The following is a 15,600-nucleotide window of genomic DNA, read 5'->3' on the forward strand; positions in this document are numbered from 1 at the left end:
AGTTGCTCGGTTATTAATCACAAAATAATTATTGTGCCGAGCTGCGGCTGAGGATGCCTGCCATGTCCGACTACAAAGCCTTCCGCGTCGACCTGGCGGACAAGATCGCCCATGTGCAGATCAATCGTCCGGAAAAGGTCAACGCGATGAACGCCGATTTCTGGCGGGAGATCATCGAGATCTTCCGCTGGGTCGATGCCACCGACGCAGTGCGTGTCGTGGTGCTTTCCGGTGCGGGCAAGCATTTCTCCTCGGGCATCGACCTGATGCTGCTGGCTTCGGTCGGCGCGCAGCTGGGCAAGGACGTCGGTCGCAACGCCGATGCCCTGCGCCGCAAGATTCTCGAGCTGCAGGCCTCCTTCAATGCCGTCGACAACTGCCGCAAGCCGGTGCTGGCGGCGATCCAGGGTTATTGCATCGGTGGCGCCATCGATCTGGTCAGCGCCTGCGACATGCGTTATTCGACGGCCGATGCGCAGTTCTCCATCAAGGAGATCGACATGGGCATGGCCGCGGATGTCGGCACCCTGCAGCGTCTGCCGCGTATCATCGGCGATGGCATGATGCGCGAGCTGGCTTTCACCGGACGCAGCATCGATGGCAGCGAGGCCGCACGTATCGGCCTGGTCAACCGCACCTATGCCAGCCAGGAGGCGCTGCTGGACGGGGTCATGGGCATCGCCGCGGAGATCGCCAGCAAATCACCGATTGCGGTACGAGGAACCAAGGAAATGATTCGCTACATGCGTGATCATCGGGTCGACGATGGTCTCGAATACATTGCCACCTGGAATGCCGCCATGCTGCAGTCGGAAGACCTGCGCCTGGCGATGACCGCGCACATGAGCAAGCAGAAGCCGGAGTTCGCCGACTGATGCCGTTCCACTGTCGTTTGATGCGAGCGAACCGCGAGGTGCATAGAGCATGGTAAGTGGAGCCACATCCCTGAGTCTGGTGCGCGACGAGCTGTTCGTCACCATGGAAGAGGCCGAGCAGAGCCTGGAGCATTTCATTGCCGAGCGGCACAACGGCAGCCTGCTGCAGCAGGCGGTAGAGAGCCTGCAGCAGGTGCGTGGCACGCTCAACCTGATCGAGCTGGCCGGGGCCGAACTGCTGGCCCAGGAAGTGCTGGACCAGGCCACCGACATTCCGGTCGGGGCGGGCGAGGAGCGTGACGTGCAGCTGGCGGCGCTGAGCAATGCGCTGCACGTGCTGCGCCGCTACCTGGAAAACGTCGATGCCCATCGCCAGGAAATGCCCGAGCTGCTGCTGCCGGCGATCAATGACCTGCGCCAGGCCGGTGCGCAGCAGCCCTTGCCGGAGAGCTTCTTCTTCAGCGTGCGCCTCGATCATGCGCGGCCGCACACCGCGACCCAGCCGCTCGATGGCGCGGCCAAGCTGGCGGAAGGTAAGCGCCTGCGGCACATGTACCAGGTCGGCCTGCTGGGCTTCATCCGCGAACAGAACCCGCAGGCCAGCCTGAAGCTGATGGTGCGGGCGATGGTGCGCCTCGACAGCCTGTTCGCCAACGAGCCGCGCGGGCGCATGTGCTGGATCGGCGCTGCGGCCATCGAGGCGCAGTGCGACGCACAATTGCTGGCGCGCAAGTCCCGCAAGCAGCTGTTCTCGCGGGTCGACCGCGAACTCAAGCTGATGCTGGGCAACCCGCAGTACGAAGCCCCGCGCAGCCTGCTGAAGGAGCTGCTGTACCTCGTCGCGCTGGCGGACAGCCACGGCCCCCAGGCGAGCGCCATGCGCGAGGTATTCGGCCTGACGCCGCTGCCGTTCACCGATCACCTGCTGGAAGAGGAATACCAGCGCCTGTCCGGGCCGGGCAAGGCGGTGATGCGTTCGCTGTCCTCGGCGATCCGTGAGGAACTGGCCAGCGTCAAGGACATGCTCGACCTGCTCGAGCGCGGCACCCTACAGGGCGAGACCCTGGGTACCCTGCATGCGTTGCTGGGCAAGCTGGCCAAGACCCTTGGCATGGTCGGCTTGAATTCCGCTGGCAACTCGCTCAGCGCCCAGTTGCCGCACGTCGCCGCCTGGAATGCCGAGACACCGCCGCAACCGGAGCAGCTGCACAAGCTTGCCGACGCGGTGCTGTACGTCGAGGGTATGGTGGCCAGCCTGGAGCGGGGCGAGGGTCGAGAGGCGCGGCCGGCGGCGGCCGAGCCTGGCAACGAGGCCGACTCCTTCGCCCATCACCAGCTCAACGAAGCGCGCATCGTGGTGGTCGACGAGGCTCAGGCCGGCCTGGCGCTGGCCAAGCGGGCCATCACCGCCTACCTGGAAGCGGGTGGCGACAAGATGCACCTGGCCAACGTACCGTTCAGCCTGCAGGCCGTCCGGGGTGGTCTGTGGTTCCTCGAGCAGCGTCGTGCGGCGAACCTGGTCGGCGCCTGCGCCGACTACATCCAGACGCGCATGCTCGATTCGGGGCAGATGCCCTCCGAGCAGATGCTCGAAACCCTGGCTGATGCCCTCAGCAGCCTGGAGTACTACCTGGAAGCCGGTGCCGTGATGCGTCCGGAAACGCGGCCCAGCGTGCTCGACCTGGCCGAGGAAAGCGTCAAGGCGCTGGGCATGCCGGTGGCCGCCTGATGGCCTGGCGCAATGCCTTTCTCGATCCCGCGCAGGCGGGGGGCTGGGCGCTGCTGTACAACCAGCAGCACTTTCTGGCTGACAGCAACGGCGTCCTGTTCCCGCGTGACTGGATCAAGCGCCAGGACCTGGAGATAGTCGGTGAGCAGGGCATTGGCTACTTCGGCGAGGATGCGGTCTACCTGCTGCAGGTGAAACCGTCGACACAGCTCGAGGGCTGCAGCTGGCAGAGCCTGCGTCAGTTCATGTTGCAGGGCGAGGCGGAAACCTTCCGCATGCTCGCCTACGCCGCGCAGATCGGCACCTGGTATGCCGAGCACCGTTTCTGTGGCAGCTGCGGGGCTGCGACACGGCAGTTGCCTGGCGAGCGGGCGATGCGCTGCGACAGCTGCGAATCGCAGCACTATCCGCGGATTTCACCGAGCATGATCGTTCTGGTCACGCGCGGCGATGAGGTCCTGCTGGCGCGCTCGCCGCGTTTCGTCACGGGGATCTACAGCACCCTGGCCGGCTTCGTCGAGCCAGGCGAGTCGGTGGAGCACTGCGTGGCGCGTGAAGTGCGCGAGGAAGTCGGTGTCGAGGTGCAGAACCTGCAGTACATTGGCAGCCAGGGCTGGCCGTTCCCACACTCGCTGATGCTGGGCTTCCATGCCGAGTATGCCGGCGGCGACATCGTCATGCAGGAGGACGAGATCGAGGACGCGCGCTGGTTCCGTGTCGACGACCTGCCACCGCTGCCGGCTTCGCGCTCCATCGCGCGCTACCTGATCGATCTCTACGTGGCTCGCCGCCTGGGCCTGCCGGAGCCCGAACTGCAGGCCTGACAGAGCAGGCGCAAGGCCTGCTCGTGCGCGGTGCGAGGTCGCTCAGGCGACCCAGTGTTGCCAGACCAGGCGGGCGGTCAGTGCCAATACCACCAGAATGAACACCGGGCGAATGAATCTCGAGCCGCCCTTGATCGCGGTGCGCGCGCCCAGGAAGGCGCCGATCATCAGGGCTGCGCCCATGCTCAGGCCGAGCACCCAGGCCACCTGGCCGAAGGCGATGAAGACCACCAGTGCCGCCGCGTTGCTGACGAAGTTCATGGTGCGTGCGACACCGCTGGCACGAACCAGGTCCAGCGGGTACATCAGCAGGCTGCTGACCGTCCAGAATGCGCCCGTGCCAGGGCCGGCCACCCCGTCATAGAGACCGAGCCCCAGGCCTTGAGGCCACTGGCGGGCTTTGGCGATCGGCAGGTCGTGTTCGGCCGGGGCCTCCGGCATGCGGCCGAACAGCAGGTAGATGCCGCAGGCGAAGACCACGGCCGGCAGCATCTGATTGAGCCAGGCGGCCGGCATCCAGTGGGCGATGACGGCGCCGAGCAGGGCGCCGATCAGGGTGGCCAGCAGGGCGTTGCGCCACTGTTTCGGATCGAACAGTTTGCGCCGGTAGAACGTCAGTGCGGCAGTGCCCGAGCCGAAGGTGGCGCAGAGCTTGTTGGTGCCCAGCACCAGGTGTGGTGGCAGGCCAGCGGTCAGCAGTGCCGGGATGGTCAGCAGGCCACCGCCGCCGGCGATGGCGTCGATGAAACCGGCGATGAAGGCAACCAGAGCGAGGATGGCCAGCGTGCTGGGGTCGATGGCGAGTTCGAGCAGGGGCATATTAAAAATGTCGACTTGTGGGCAAGTGCGCAGCCTGGCGGCTGTTCGTGGCAGGGAGAGCTGCGCATAATGCCGGGATTTCGTCAGAGAAGGAATGCGAGCGATGCAATACGATGGGTTGGCCTGGGCCGTGGCGCTGTTGGCCGTGCTGGCGCTACTGGTGGCATTGCGCGTTCTGCTCAATACAGGCTGGTTCCTCGGTTGGCTGCGCGGCACCTGCGGCCTGGCGTTTCTCGCACTGGCCGGCCTGATAGGCCTGGTGGCCTACGACCTGTATACCTACGAGCCGCTGGAGCCGGGCAAGCCGCTGGTGACGCTGAGCTTCAAGGCGGATGGCCCGCAGCGCTATCGGGTCAGCCTGCTGGAAGGCGGGCGGGAGCGGGTCGTCACCCTCGAGGGGGACATGTGGCAGCTCGATGGCCGGCTGATTCGCTGGAAGGGCCTGGCCGAGCTGATCGGCCTCGAGCCCGGTTACCGCCTGGAGCGCCTTTCCGGGCGTTTCCTCGCCATCGAGCAGCAGGCACTGGCGCAGCATGGCCGCGTGCAGCTGGCCGAGAGTCCCTATGGCGTCGACCTGTGGCGCTGGTTGCGCCTGAGCCAGCGTGACCTGCTGCTGTTCGATCCGCAGGCGCTGCGGGTGACCTACCTGCCGATCGCGGCGGATGCCGTGTACAGCGTGAGCCTGACCCCGACCGGGCTGCTGGCCGAGCCGATGAATTCTGCTGCCGAGGCGGCGCTGAAGGACTGGTAAGCGCAGTACTCAGGTGACGTGAAATGCCCCTGATCCTCGCAAGGATCAGGGGCATTGTTCTTTCAGGGGCGTTTCGGTTGGGTTGTATGCCCAGCGGGCGTTCCGGCTTAGCGCTTGATGCCGATCTTTTCCAGCGTGCGCAGTTCGCGTGGGAGCAATTGCTGCATCGAGGCGCTGGCCTTGATGCGCTGGTAGTGAGCAGCCAGCTTCGGCCAGCGCGCAGCGTCCAGTGTCTCCCCGCCGTGTTCCATGTTCAGCAGCTGGCTGGCCAGCGCCAGGTCGGCCATGCTCGGTTGCTCGCCCAGGAAGTAGGGCGCGTCGCCCAGGGTTGTCTCGAAATAGTCGAAATGGCCGGGCAGCTTGTCCTTGAGCGTCTGCTGCACCTTGTCCTCGTCACAGGGCTGGCCCATGCTGGTTTTCAGCACGCGATGGCGGAACACGGTGAAGGTGCACAAGGGGGCCAGCTCGTAGTCGGCGTACTTCTCCAGCCAGCGGACCTGGGCGCGCTGCTGCGCGTCCGCACCATAGAGAGGCTTGCGCTCGGAGTAGCGTTCTTCCAGGTACTGGCAGATGACGCTGGAGTCGGCCAGCTTGAGGTCGCCGTCACGAAAGGCCGGAATGCGCCCCAGCGGGTTGAGCTCACGGAACCAGTCGGGTTGGCCGAAGGGCATGACCACTTCGAGCTCGTAATCCAGCTCCTTTTCGATCAGGCACAGGCAGAGTTTGCGGACGAAAGGGGACAGGGGTGCCCCGTAGACGGTCAGGCTCATTTCAGTTCCTTTCTCTCGGCGTACGGTGTTTTCGACTGGGCCGGATGAAGTCGCGCGAGGCTCAGTCGTAGATGTTCTTCTTCTTCCAGTCGTCGTCTCCCAGGTTCTTCAGGCCTTCGGTCAGCTCGCTGGACTCCTCGGCGCTCGGGGCGTTGTTGTTGAGTACCATGGCGTTGGCGCGCGCCAGCTGCTCTTCGAAGCGCTTGAGCTGCGCCTGGTACTGGGCGGGCTCAGGCTGCTTGCGCAGGTACTGGACGCCTCGCTCGAAGGCCAGGCGGGCCTGTCCTGGCTGCTTCTGTTGCAGGGCCGCCTGGCCCAGGGTGCTGAAGAACTCGATATGCACCAGCACCAGCATCTGGCGGATCTGCTTCAGCCAGTGCTTGCCTTCGTTGGCCGGCAGCAGCCCGCCTTGTACCGAACCGGTGACCAGGGCGTGAAGGTTCTCCAGCAGGAAGCGCACATCCTTGGCCTTGGCTTCGTTGGCGATCGGTTGTGGGGGATTCTTCACCGCGATGGATTCGCCTTGCGCGATCTGCGCCTTCAGCGTCTCGATGTCTGTCTTGAGCGTGGCGTTCTGTTTTTCCAGCGGCAGCAGGCGTTCACTGGCCTGCAGTTGCAGTTTGGCGAGCAGCAGCTTCAGCTGCGGGGTCATCAGTTGGCCTGGCAGACGTTCGGAGAGGTCCTGGCAGCGCCGGATGCGGTCGAGCAGGTCGGCACGTTGGCGCGCCTTCTCCAGCTTGCTGTTCTCGACGGCGTGGTTGATATAGGCAATCACCATCAACAGGGCGATGCCGCCGACGATCAGCAGGGTAATCACGAGTGCGGACACTGCTTGGGACCTCTCGGAAATCGACTTTTCGACCGAGTGTAGTGGCTTGGCCGCATGGCTCCTAGTGCCATGTCAATTTATGGTCTGAAGTCTTTGATTTTAAAAATTTTTTAGAGAGAGGTTGACGGACTCCGAAAGGCTCCATAGAATGCGCGCCACTTCCAGCGCAATGCTAGAAACAGAGCGAAGGAAGCCGGAAAGTTGTTTGATGTTCCGGGGTGTGTCCCCTTCGTCTAGTGGCCTAGGACACCGCCCTTTCACGGCGGTAACAGGGGTTCGAGTCCCCTAGGGGACGCCACTTTAAGTTGTACATGCGGGAATAGCTCAGTTGGTAGAGCACGACCTTGCCAAGGTCGGGGTCGCGAGTTCGAGTCTCGTTTCCCGCTCCAGATTTTCGAAATACTGCTTCGGCAGGGTTTCAAACGAAGTTCCAGGTCCCCTTCGTCTAGTGGCCTAGGACACCGCCCTTTCACGGCGGTAACAGGGGTTCGAGTCCCCTAGGGGACGCCACTTCAAGTTGTACCGCGGGAATAGCTCAGTTGGTAGAGCACGACCTTGCCAAGGTCGGGGTCGCGAGTTCGAGTCTCGTTTCCCGCTCCAAATAAACGAAAACGCCGCTCATTCGAGCGGCGTTTTCGTTTCTGCGATTTGCCTTCAGGTCGCTTGTGCCAGGCCCAGCAGGGCATAGCCCAGTCCGCACAGCCCCCAGCCCAGCCAGGGCGAGAACAGCGTGCGCCAGAGCCGCAGGCGCGGCGTGAAGCCGACGCCGTGGATGAAGGCGCAGGACACGCCCCACATCACCAGCATCAGCAGCGAATGGCTGTAGCCTCCCTGGCTGTCGAGCATGGCGCCGGGATGGATCAGCAGCACCAGCGCCATGGGCATCGCCAGCAGCCAGGAGAGCGCGCGCAGTGGCGCGCGCTCGCTCAGGGCAAGTTCACTCATGCTCGCTCTCGGTGTCGAGGTCCTGAGTGGTTTCCAGCCACAGGGCGTTGATGATGCCGAAGCTGCAGGCCAGCAGCACGCCAAGAATCCAGGTGAAGTACCACATCGCGTTTCTCCTCAATACAGGCCGTGGGGGTTGGCTTCGATGCTCTGCTCGTTGAGCTTGCCCCACATCTTCACGTAGCCCCACAGGGTGTAGACGAGGATCAGCGGAACGAAGATGCAGGCGACGACGAACATGATGCCCAGGGTCTTGCGACTCGATACCGCGTCCCACAGGGTCAGGCTGGAGGCCGGATCGAGGCTCGAGGGGAAGACGAAGGGGAACAGGGCGAAGCCTGCGGTGCAGATGGCCCCGACTATCATCAGGCTGCTGCCGGCGAAGGCCAGGCCGGCGCGTCGCCAGGTGCTGGCGAGAATCGCCAGCAGGGCGCCGAGCAGGGCCAGTACGGGGGCGACCAGGGTCACCGGGTAACGGGCATAGTTGCCGAGCCAGCCGGCGTTGTCGGCGATCACCTGCTTGTTCAGCGGGTTCAGGGCGGCGCCGGCATCCACGGCGCTGGCCAGGGTCATGCCTTCGATGCCCATGGCCAGCCAGCTGCCAGCGAGAAGGAAGCCAACCAGGAATACCAGGGCACAGAGGTAGGTGGCGCGGCGCGAACGTGCTGCCAGGTCACCCTCGGTGCGCAGCATCAGCCAGGCGCCGCCATGGGCGCAGAGCATGCTCAGGCTGACCACGCCACAGAGCAGCGCGAACGGGTTGAGCAGGGCGAAGAAGGAGCCGTGGTAGGTCGAACGCATCATGTCGTCGAGCTGGAACGGCAGGCCGAGGAAGAGGTTGCCGAAGGCCACGCCGAATACCAGCGCAGGCACCGCGCCGCCGACGAACAGGGCCCAGTCCCAGGCGCTGCGCCAGCGCGGGTCGCTGACCTTGCTGCGGTAGTCGAAGCCGACGGGCCGGCAGAACAGGGCGAACAGCACCAGCAGCATCGCCCAGTACAGTCCGGAGAAGGCCACCGCGTAGACCATTGGCCAGGCGGCGAACAGCGCGCCGCCGGCGGTGATGAACCATACCTGGTTGCCGTCCCAGTGCGGGGCGATGGTGTTGATGGCGACGCGGCGTTCGTTGTCGGTCCTGCCCACGAAGGGCATCAGCGCCATGGCGCCCATGTCGAAGCCGTCGGTCAGGGCGAAGCCGATCAGCAGCACGCCGATCAGCAGCCACCACACGAGTTTCAGTGTTTCGTAGTCGAACATGACGAAGTCCTCAGGCGTGGGCCGGCTGCTGTTGCTCGAAGTGGTAGCGTCCGCTGTGCAGGCTGGAGGGGCCGAGGCGGGCGAACTTGATCATCAGGTACATCTCCACCACCAGCAGCAGGCTGTAGAAGGCGATCAGCGCCGTCAGCGAGCCCCAGATGTCGCCGGTCGACAGACTGGAGGCGGACAGGTGGGTCGGCAGCACCTCGCCGATCGACCAGGGCTGGCGACCATGCTCGGCCACGTACCAGCCGGTCTGCGCGGCGATCCACGGCAGGGGCAGGCTCCACAGCGCCCATTTCAGCAGCCAGGGTTTGCTTTCCTCGTTCTTCTTCGCCGAGGCCCAGAAGGCGCAGGCGAACAGCGCCAGCATGAGGAAGCCGCAGGCGACCATGATGCGGAAGGTCCAGAACAGGCTGAATACGTTGGGGATGGTGTCCAGCGCCGCCTGCCTGATCTGCGCTTCGCTGGCATCGACCACGTTCGGCGTGTACTTCTTCAGCAGCAGACCGTAGCCCAGGTCGTTCTTGACCTCGTTGAAGGCGGCGATGGTCTCTGCCGACTTGTCGCCGCCGCGCAGGCGCTCCAGCAGCGCGTAGGCGCTCATGCCGGTACGGATGCGTGCCTCGTGCTCGATGAGCAGGTCCTTGATGCCCTTGACCTCTTCATCCAGCGAGCGGGTGGCGATCAGGCCCAGCACGTAGGGAATCTTCACCGCATAGTCGGTGCGCTGCTCCTGCTGGTTGGGCAGGCCGAACAGGGTGAAGCCGGCCGGTGCCGGGTGGGTGTCCCACTCGGCTTCGATGGCGGCCAGCTTGGTCTTCTGCACGTCACCGATCTCGTAGCCGGATTCGTCGCCGAGGACGATCACCGAGAGGATCGAGGCCAGGCCGAAGGCCGAAGCGATGGCGAAGGAGCGGCGGGCGAAGCCCTGGTCGCGCTTTTTCAGCAGGTAGTAGCTGGAGATCGCCAGGACGAAGATCGAACCGGTGACGTAGCCGGCCGCCACGGTGTGCACGAACTTGACCTGGGCCACCGGGTTGAACAGCAGGGCGCCGAAGTCGGTCAGCTCCATGCGCATGGTCTCGAAGTTGAACTCGGCGCCGACCGGGTTCTGCATCCAGCCGTTGGCGATCAGGATCCACAGCGCCGAGAGGTTCGAACCCAGTGCCACCAGCCAGGTCACGGTCAGGTGCTGCAGCCTGGACAGGCGATCCCAGCCAAAGAAGAACAGGCCGATGAAGGTGGATTCGAGGAAGAAGGCCATCAGCCCTTCGATGGCCAGTGGCGCGCCGAAGATGTCACCGACGTAGTGGCTGTAGTAGGCCCAGTTGGTGCCGAACTGGAACTCCATGGTCAGCCCGGTGGTGACGCCCAGGGCGAAGTTGATGCCGAACAGCTTGCCCCAGAACTTGACCATGTCCTGATAGACCTGTTTGCCGGTCATCACGTAGACCGACTCCATGATCGCCAGCAGGAAGGCCAGGCCCAGGGTCAGGGGCACGAAGATGAAGTGATACATCGCTGTCATGGCGAACTGCAGGCGTGACAGGTCGACGACTGATTCCGAGATCATCTCGGTTTCTCCTCGGTGGGTATTGAAGAGGGGGTGGTAGCGGGGCCGAACAGGTGGGCCTCGACGCGTTGCTGGCCGTCGCCGGGGACGGCCGGCTCGTTGAACCAGATGGCCTTGATGCTCAGCAGCAGGGTCAGCTTGATCAGCAGGATCACGGCGATCTCGCGTACCAGCGGGATGCGCCATGCGGAGGCGGAGGGTTGGCGTTCGGACATCCAGGAGCTCCTTGCCGGCAGCGGGCGGCCCTGAGCGGGCGACGCTCGCTGGCAGTGTGTGTCCTAATGTTACTGATTACCTGGGGGAGTATAGAAGTGCCGGGGATTGATGCAGGTCAGTAGAACCGCGATTAGCTTGCCGACGGTGACAGGCGTTGCCGGTCACGGGCCGTTTCAGTCGAATTCCGGCAGGCTGGGGGCGAGCACGTCGCGTCCGGCGGCCTGCCAGGCATCGATACCACCTGCCAGGGAAAGCACCTGGCGGTAGCCCATTTCCCGCAGGGCGTCGGCGGCCAGCGCCGAGCGTCCACTGTTCTTGCAGTAGAGCACCAGCCTGAGGTCGCGGTTGGCCAGTTGCGGGTCGTTGCTCAGCCTGAATTCCAGCAGCCCGCGAGGGATGTGGACGGCGCCGGGAATGTGCGCTGCGCTGAACTCGTCCGCCTCTCGCACGTCGATCAGCAGGTCGGCAGCCCGGATGGCCGCGTCAGCCTGCGGCAGATCGACTTCGTCGATGCGGCTCCTGGCAGCGGCCACCAGGTCATGTGCGCTCTTCATGAAACGTTCCTTTCGTCGCGTATGGGGGAGGGAGTATCGGCACGCTCCAGGGTCTCCCGGGTCAGCTGCGGCGCCAGGTGCTTGAGCGCCTGGAACTGGCTGATGAATACCTGGCCGGCGAAGCGTTCGAGGAAGTCGGAGCGGCGCAGCTGATCCATCACCGGTCCCTTGACCTCGGACAGGTGCAGCTGCACGCCGGCCGCATGCAGGCGCTCGACGATGGCGTGCAGCGAATCCAGGGCGCTGGCGTCGATCAGGTTGACGCCCGGACACATCAGCACCAGGTGGCGCACCTGCGGGCGGCTGGCGATCAGCTCGCCGATACGGTCTTCCAGATAGCGGGCATTGGGGAAGTACAGGCTCTCGTCGACACGCAGCGACAGCACGCTGGGTGACTCGACCACGGCGAAGCGCTCGACGTTGCGAAAGTGCTCGCTGCCCGGTACCTGGCCGACCACGGCCATGTGCGGCTGGCTGGTGCGCCAGAGAAACAGCAGCAGCGACAGGCCGACGCCGATGAGGATGCCGGCTTCGACACCGATCAGCAGCACGCCGAACAGGGTCGCGGCCTGCGCTGCGCCATCCTGGCGCGAGTAGCGCCAGGTATGGCGCAGTGACCGCAGGTCCACCAGGCTGAGCACCGCGACGATGATGGTGGCTGCCAGCACCGCTTGCGGCAGGTCGTGCAGCAGGGGTGTCAGCAGCATCACGCTGACGCCGATGCCGATGGCGGTGAACACGCCGGCCATGGGGGTTTGCGCCCCGGCATCGTAATTGACCACCGAGCGAGCGAAACCGCCGGTGACGGGAAAGCCGCCGCTGAAGGCTGCGGAGAGGTTCGCCGCCCCCAGCCCGAGCAGCTCGTTGTCCGGCTGGATGCGCTGGCGGCGTTTCGCCGCCAGTGTCTGGCCGACGGAGACCGACTCGACGAAGCCCACCAGGCTGATCAGCAGCGCGGCCGGCAGCAGCTGCACGGCCAGCTCCAGGTTCAGCGTCGGCAGTGTCAGGCCGGGCAGGCCCTGGGGCACGCTGCCGACGACCTTGACCCCGGCCTGCTGCAGGTGCAGCAGGCTGACCGCGATGATCGCGACGACGATGGCCAGCACCGGCCCGGCCTTGGCCAGGTTGCCGGCCAGCTGCGGCGACAGCCCGAGGCGTTGCAGCGTCTGCTTGAGGTAACCCCTGGCCCATCCCAGCCAGGCGAGGCTGAGCAGGCCGATGATCAGCGTGGGCCAGTGCGTCTGCGGCAGTGCCTGCAGCAGCTCTGGCAGCAGGTGCAGCAGGTTCTCGCCGGAGGCGGAGACGCCCAGCAGGTGCTTGAGCTGGCCGACGGCGATGAGGATGCCGGAGGCGCTGATGAAGCCGGAAACCACCGGATGACTGAGGAAGTTGGCGACGAAACCCAGGCGCAGCATGGCCATCGCGGCCAGCAGCAGGCCCGAGAGCAAGGCCAGCAGCATCGCGGCGCCGATGTATTCCGGGCTGCCGGCAGGGAACAGCGGTGCCAGGCTGGCGGCGGTCATCAGCGAGACCACGGCCACCGGGCCGACGGCCAGGGTGCGGCTGGTGCCGAACACGGCATAGGCCAGCAGCGGCAGGATACTGGCGTACAGGCCGGTCACCGGCGGCAGGCCCGCGAGCATGGCGTAGGCCAGGCTCTGCGGGATCAGCATCAGCGTGACGATCACCGCGGCCAGTCCATCCTGCGAGGCGCTGGCGCGGTTGTACGTGCGCCCCCATTGCAGACAGGGCAGCCAGTGGCCCAGCTTCATTTCTGCTCCTTGTCGAAGTCACACGCTGCGGGTGCCTCCACCGCCAGGGGCTGATGCGGCAGGTGCCTGGGTTCGGCCAGCCACTCGCGGCCCCGGAGCATCAGGTCGAAGTAGATGCCAGGCATCATCTTCACCTTCAGGTCCCAGGCCAGGCGGCGCGGTACGGTCGGGTCCAGGGGGAAGGTCGGCAGCAGCTTGCCGCCATAGCCGAATTCGGCCAGCACCACCTTGCCGCGCTCCACCGTCAGCGGGCAGGAGCCGTAGCCGTCATAGATCGCCTGTGGGCCTCGGCCAGCGAGCAGCGCCAGCACATTCTCGGCGACGACCGGGGCCTGCTTGCGCACGGCGGCTGCGGTTTTCGCATTGGGTGCCGCGCAGACGTCGCCCAGGCTGAAGACGTTGCCGAAGCGCGGGTGGCGCAGGGTTTCGTGATCGGCCTCGAGCCAGCCATCGGCACCCGCCAGCGGGCTCTGGCGGATGAACTCGGGGGCGCGCTGGGGTGGGACGGCATGCAGGAAGTCGAAGGTCTTCTCGATCGTCCGGCTTTCGCCATTGGCATCGGTCTGCCGGAACCAGGCCCGTCTGGCGGGGCCATCGACGGCAATCAGATCGGTATTGAAGTTGAGCTGTGCGCCATAGCGCTCGACGTACTGCATCAGCGGCGGAACGAAGGCCGCGACGCCGAACAGCACCGCGCCTGCCGAGCAGAACTCGACGTCGATCTGCGCCAGCACCGCCTGCTTGAGCCACCAGTCGCACGACAGGTACATGGCCTTCTGCGGCGCTCCCGCGCATTTGATCGGCATGGCCGGCTGGGTGAACAGGGCGCGGCCCTCGCGCAGGTTCTGTACCTGTTGCCAGGTATAGGGCGCCAGTTCGAACTGGTAGTTGGAGGTCACGCCGTTCTTGCCCAGCGTCTCCCTGAGACCTTCGATGCCATCCCAGTGCAGGCTGAGGCCGGGGCACACGACCAGGGCGCGATAGCTGATCCGGTTGCCGTCTTCCAGCACCACCCGTTGCTGCTCCGGCTCGAAACCGGCCACCGCCGCGTGGATCCAGTGCGCGCCATGGGGAATGCAGCGCGCCATCGGGCGCTCGGTGCGGGCGCGGTCGAACACGCCGGCACCGACCAGGGTCCAGCCCGGCTGGTAGTAGTGCTGCTCACGCGGTTCGATCACCGCGATGCGCAGCTCGGGGTTGCGCTTGAACAGACTGGCGGTCACCGCACAGCCCGCCGCGCCGCCTCCGACCACGACCACGTCGTAGCGCTGGGTGGGCGTACTGGCGGACTGCGCCTGGGGCAGCGGCGCCTGCTGCCAGCGTTGCTGCAGGCGTGGTGCCAGCCCACTGAGGTCGTAACCCTGCTCGCCTGCGGTGCTGAGCAGCACCTGCGGGTCGAGGTGGTGGGCCTCGCTCAGCGCCCACAGGCTGGTCGAGCGAGTGCCGCTTCGGCAGAACGCCAGCAGCGGGCCACGCGCCTGTGTCAGCAGGGCATTGAAGGCGCTGACGTCGTCGTCGCCGATCTGTCCGGAAACCACGGGCAGGTGGTAGTACTCCAGGCCATTGGCCTGGGCGGCGGCCGCCAGTTCGGCGGAGCCGGGCTGGCCCTGCTCTTCGCCGTCGGGGCGATTGTTGATGACGCTGCGAAAACCGGCAGCGGCGAGCATGCCCATGTCCGCCGGCTGCAACTGGGCTGCCACGGCGATGAACGGGGTCAGGCGCTTGAGCGATTCCATGGTGATGACCTCAGAGCACGTCGAGAGGGATCTTCAGGTAGCGGGTGCCGTTGCCTTCGGCCGGCGGCAGCTGACCGGCGCGCATGTTGACCTGCACCGAGGGCAGGATCAGGTTGGGCATGCCCAGGGTGGCGTCGCGCTCGCGCCGCATGGCGACGAAATCGGCCTCGGCGATGCCCTGGTGAACGTGCACGTTGTGCGCGCGCTGTTCGGCGACCGTGGTCTGGTTGCGGAAATCGTCGCGGCCCGCTGCCTTGTAGTCGTGGCACATGAACAGGCGGGTGTCGTCGGGCAGGGCGAAGAGCTTCTGGATCGACTGGAACAGCACATGGGCATCGCCGCCGGGGAAGTCGCAGCGCGCGGTGCCGTAGTCCGGCATGAACAGCGTGTCGCCGACGAAGCCGGCGTCGCCGATCAGGTAAGTCATACAGGCCGGGGTATGGCCAGGGGTGTGCAGGGCCCGGCCACGCAGCTCGCCGATGCGGAACTCGTCACCATCGCGAAGCAGGCGGTCGAACTGGCTGCCGTCGGTGGCGAACTCGCTGCCGGCGTTGAACAGCTTGCCGAAGGTGTTCTGCACCACCCTGATGTTTTCACCGATGGCCAACTGGCCGCCCAGTTCGCGCTTGAGGAAGGGCGCGGCGGAGAGGTGGTCGGCGTGCACGTGGGTTTCCAGCAGCCACTCGACGTGCAGATCGCGTGCCCTGACGAAGGCGACGATGCGCTCGGCGCTGGCGTGCGAGGTGCGCCCGGAGGCGGCATCGTAGTCCAGCACCGAGTCGATGATCGCGCAATGCTGCGAGGTTGGGTCAATGACCACATAGCTGTAGGTGTAGGTGGCAGGATCGAAGAATTCGACGACATCGGGCTGCATGACCAGGCTCCTTCTCATACCCGTGGGAGTATTTAGTTAAGAAAGAGCTTAACTGTGTTTTGGTTCTATGCAT

At 65.3% G+C, this 15,600-nt stretch carries 16 protein-coding genes and 4 tRNA genes; 8 read left to right on the plus strand and 12 right to left on the minus strand.

The window, feature by feature from the left end; genetic code table 11:
- The first annotated feature begins 62 nt into the window (after positions 1-62).
- Genes JLK41_RS11050 through nudC form a run of 3 tightly spaced genes read left to right on the plus strand, consistent with a single transcriptional unit; the run spans position 63 to position 3,428 of the window.
- Positions 63-875, plus strand: a complete 813-nt coding sequence (locus JLK41_RS11050; protein ID WP_210391007.1) for a crotonase/enoyl-CoA hydratase family protein — start codon at positions 63-65, stop codon at positions 873-875.
- Positions 876-924: 49 nt separating this feature from the next.
- Positions 925-2,604 (plus strand): FimL-related protein, encoded by a 1,680-nt coding sequence (locus tag JLK41_RS11055; protein WP_179554065.1) that lies wholly within the window; start codon positions 925-927, stop codon positions 2,602-2,604.
- Positions 2,604-3,428 carry an NAD(+) diphosphatase gene (gene nudC, locus JLK41_RS11060; protein ID WP_134675954.1) on the plus strand — a complete coding sequence of 275 codons (825 nt, stop codon included), beginning with the start codon at positions 2,604-2,606 and terminating at the stop codon, positions 3,426-3,428. Before JLK41_RS11055 ends, nudC begins: the two co-directional genes overlap by 1 nt.
- A gap of 42 nt (positions 3,429-3,470) precedes the next feature.
- Here the strand turns inward: nudC and JLK41_RS11065 are convergent, their stop codons facing one another.
- Positions 3,471-4,247: a TSUP family transporter gene (locus JLK41_RS11065; RefSeq protein WP_210391008.1), complete on the minus strand. Its 777-nt coding sequence runs from the start codon at positions 4,245-4,247 to the stop codon at positions 3,471-3,473.
- Positions 4,248-4,350: 103 nt separating this feature from the next.
- On the opposite strand from JLK41_RS11065, the gene JLK41_RS11070 reads away from it, so the two are divergent.
- Entirely contained in the window at positions 4,351-4,998 is a 648-nt protein-coding gene (locus JLK41_RS11070) for a membrane protein (protein ID WP_047589564.1), read from the plus strand.
- Between the two features lie 107 nt (positions 4,999-5,105).
- Here the strand turns inward: JLK41_RS11070 and JLK41_RS11075 are convergent, their stop codons facing one another.
- Together JLK41_RS11075 and JLK41_RS11080 are read right to left on the minus strand one after the other, a co-directional pair.
- A complete protein-coding gene (locus JLK41_RS11075) occupies positions 5,106-5,768 on the minus strand; it encodes a glutathione S-transferase family protein (protein ID WP_210391009.1) in 663 nt (220 codons plus the stop codon).
- 61 nt (positions 5,769-5,829) lie between these two features.
- Entirely contained in the window at positions 5,830-6,546 is a 717-nt protein-coding gene (locus JLK41_RS11080; protein WP_218952935.1) for a hypothetical protein, read from the minus strand.
- Between the two features lie 273 nt (positions 6,547-6,819).
- Here JLK41_RS11080 and JLK41_RS11085 point away from each other — a divergent pair.
- The 4 genes from JLK41_RS11085 (at position 6,820) to JLK41_RS11100 (ending at position 7,197) form a co-directional block, all read left to right on the plus strand.
- Positions 6,820-6,895 (plus strand) — tRNA-Glu (locus JLK41_RS11085).
- 15 nt (positions 6,896-6,910) lie between these two features.
- A tRNA-Gly gene (locus tag JLK41_RS11090) sits at positions 6,911-6,986 on the plus strand.
- Between the two features lie 45 nt (positions 6,987-7,031).
- Positions 7,032-7,107, plus strand: a tRNA-Glu gene (locus JLK41_RS11095).
- A 14-nt stretch (positions 7,108-7,121) separates the two neighbouring features.
- Positions 7,122-7,197 (plus strand) — tRNA-Gly (locus JLK41_RS11100).
- Positions 7,198-7,251: 54 nt separating this feature from the next.
- Here the strand turns inward: JLK41_RS11100 and JLK41_RS11105 are convergent.
- The 9 genes from JLK41_RS11105 to JLK41_RS11145 all read right to left on the minus strand — a co-directional run bounded on the left by JLK41_RS11105 (position 7,252) and on the right by JLK41_RS11145 (position 15,527).
- Positions 7,252-7,542, minus strand: a complete 291-nt coding sequence (locus tag JLK41_RS11105; protein WP_210391010.1) for a cyd operon YbgE family protein — start codon at positions 7,540-7,542, stop codon at positions 7,252-7,254.
- Entirely contained in the window at positions 7,535-7,648 is a 114-nt protein-coding gene (gene cydX / locus JLK41_RS11110) for a cytochrome bd-I oxidase subunit CydX (protein WP_037051820.1), read from the minus strand. The genes JLK41_RS11105 and cydX overlap by 8 nt, the downstream gene beginning before the upstream one ends.
- An 11-nt stretch (positions 7,649-7,659) precedes the next feature.
- A complete protein-coding gene (gene cydB, locus JLK41_RS11115) occupies positions 7,660-8,799 on the minus strand; it encodes a cytochrome d ubiquinol oxidase subunit II (protein WP_210391011.1) in 1,140 nt (379 codons plus the stop codon).
- Positions 8,800-8,809: 10 nt separating this feature from the next.
- The gene (locus JLK41_RS11120; protein WP_150609409.1) at positions 8,810-10,375 is read right to left on the minus strand and encodes a cytochrome ubiquinol oxidase subunit I; all 1,566 of its coding nucleotides are present in this window, start codon (positions 10,373-10,375) and stop codon (positions 8,810-8,812) included.
- A complete protein-coding gene (gene cydP, locus JLK41_RS11125; protein ID WP_210391012.1) occupies positions 10,372-10,590 on the minus strand; it encodes a cytochrome oxidase putative small subunit CydP in 219 nt (72 codons plus the stop codon). The genes JLK41_RS11120 and cydP overlap by 4 nt, the downstream gene beginning before the upstream one ends.
- Before the next feature lie 174 nt (positions 10,591-10,764).
- Positions 10,765-11,145 (minus strand): rhodanese-like domain-containing protein, encoded by a 381-nt coding sequence (locus tag JLK41_RS11130; RefSeq protein ID WP_152488595.1) that lies wholly within the window; start codon positions 11,143-11,145, stop codon positions 10,765-10,767.
- Positions 11,142-12,917 (minus strand): SulP family inorganic anion transporter, encoded by a 1,776-nt coding sequence (locus JLK41_RS11135; protein WP_210391013.1) that lies wholly within the window; start codon positions 12,915-12,917, stop codon positions 11,142-11,144. Before JLK41_RS11135 ends, JLK41_RS11130 begins: the two co-directional genes overlap by 4 nt.
- Positions 12,914-14,653: a bifunctional protein tyrosine phosphatase family protein/NAD(P)/FAD-dependent oxidoreductase gene (locus JLK41_RS11140; protein ID WP_179554074.1), complete on the minus strand. Its 1,740-nt coding sequence runs from the start codon at positions 14,651-14,653 to the stop codon at positions 12,914-12,916. Before JLK41_RS11140 ends, JLK41_RS11135 begins: the two co-directional genes overlap by 4 nt.
- Before the next feature lie 10 nt (positions 14,654-14,663).
- Entirely contained in the window at positions 14,664-15,527 is an 864-nt protein-coding gene (locus JLK41_RS11145; RefSeq protein ID WP_150609417.1) for an MBL fold metallo-hydrolase, read from the minus strand.
- Positions 15,528-15,600 lie beyond the last annotated feature (73 nt).

The sequence above is a fragment of the Ectopseudomonas khazarica genome (genome assembly GCF_017915135.1).
GTDB classification, from domain to species: domain Bacteria; phylum Pseudomonadota; class Gammaproteobacteria; order Pseudomonadales; family Pseudomonadaceae; genus Aquipseudomonas; species Aquipseudomonas khazarica.

Excerpts from the sequence above, each read along its gene's own strand:
- JLK41_RS11070 (WP_047589564.1), top strand. The coding sequence starts at position 4,351 with ATGCAATACGATGGGTTGGCCTGGGCCGTGGCGCTGTTGGCCGTGCTG.
- JLK41_RS11140 (WP_179554074.1), bottom strand. The coding sequence starts at position 14,653 with ATGGAATCGCTCAAGCGCCTGACCCCGTTCATCGCCGTGGCAGCCCAG.
- cydX (WP_037051820.1), bottom strand. The coding sequence starts at position 7,648 with ATGTGGTACTTCACCTGGATTCTTGGCGTGCTGCTGGCCTGCAGCTTC.
- cydP (WP_210391012.1), bottom strand. The coding sequence starts at position 10,590 with ATGTCCGAACGCCAACCCTCCGCCTCCGCATGGCGCATCCCGCTGGTA.
- nudC (WP_134675954.1), top strand. The coding sequence starts at position 2,604 with ATGGCCTGGCGCAATGCCTTTCTCGATCCCGCGCAGGCGGGGGGCTGG.
- JLK41_RS11055 (WP_179554065.1), top strand. The coding sequence starts at position 925 with ATGGTAAGTGGAGCCACATCCCTGAGTCTGGTGCGCGACGAGCTGTTC.
- JLK41_RS11080 (WP_218952935.1), bottom strand. The coding sequence starts at position 6,546 with ATGGTGATTGCCTATATCAACCACGCCGTCGAGAACAGCAAGCTGGAG.
- JLK41_RS11145 (WP_150609417.1), bottom strand. The coding sequence starts at position 15,527 with ATGCAGCCCGATGTCGTCGAATTCTTCGATCCTGCCACCTACACCTAC.
- JLK41_RS11050 (WP_210391007.1), top strand. The coding sequence starts at position 63 with ATGTCCGACTACAAAGCCTTCCGCGTCGACCTGGCGGACAAGATCGCC.
- JLK41_RS11130 (WP_152488595.1), bottom strand. The coding sequence starts at position 11,145 with ATGAAGAGCGCACATGACCTGGTGGCCGCTGCCAGGAGCCGCATCGAC.
- JLK41_RS11135 (WP_210391013.1), bottom strand. The coding sequence starts at position 12,917 with ATGAAGCTGGGCCACTGGCTGCCCTGTCTGCAATGGGGGCGCACGTAC.
- JLK41_RS11075 (WP_210391009.1), bottom strand. The coding sequence starts at position 5,768 with ATGAGCCTGACCGTCTACGGGGCACCCCTGTCCCCTTTCGTCCGCAAA.
- JLK41_RS11065 (WP_210391008.1), bottom strand. The coding sequence starts at position 4,247 with ATGCCCCTGCTCGAACTCGCCATCGACCCCAGCACGCTGGCCATCCTC.
- JLK41_RS11120 (WP_150609409.1), bottom strand. The coding sequence starts at position 10,375 with ATGATCTCGGAATCAGTCGTCGACCTGTCACGCCTGCAGTTCGCCATG.
- JLK41_RS11105 (WP_210391010.1), bottom strand. The coding sequence starts at position 7,542 with ATGAGTGAACTTGCCCTGAGCGAGCGCGCGCCACTGCGCGCGCTCTCC.
- cydB (WP_210391011.1), bottom strand. The coding sequence starts at position 8,799 with ATGTTCGACTACGAAACACTGAAACTCGTGTGGTGGCTGCTGATCGGC.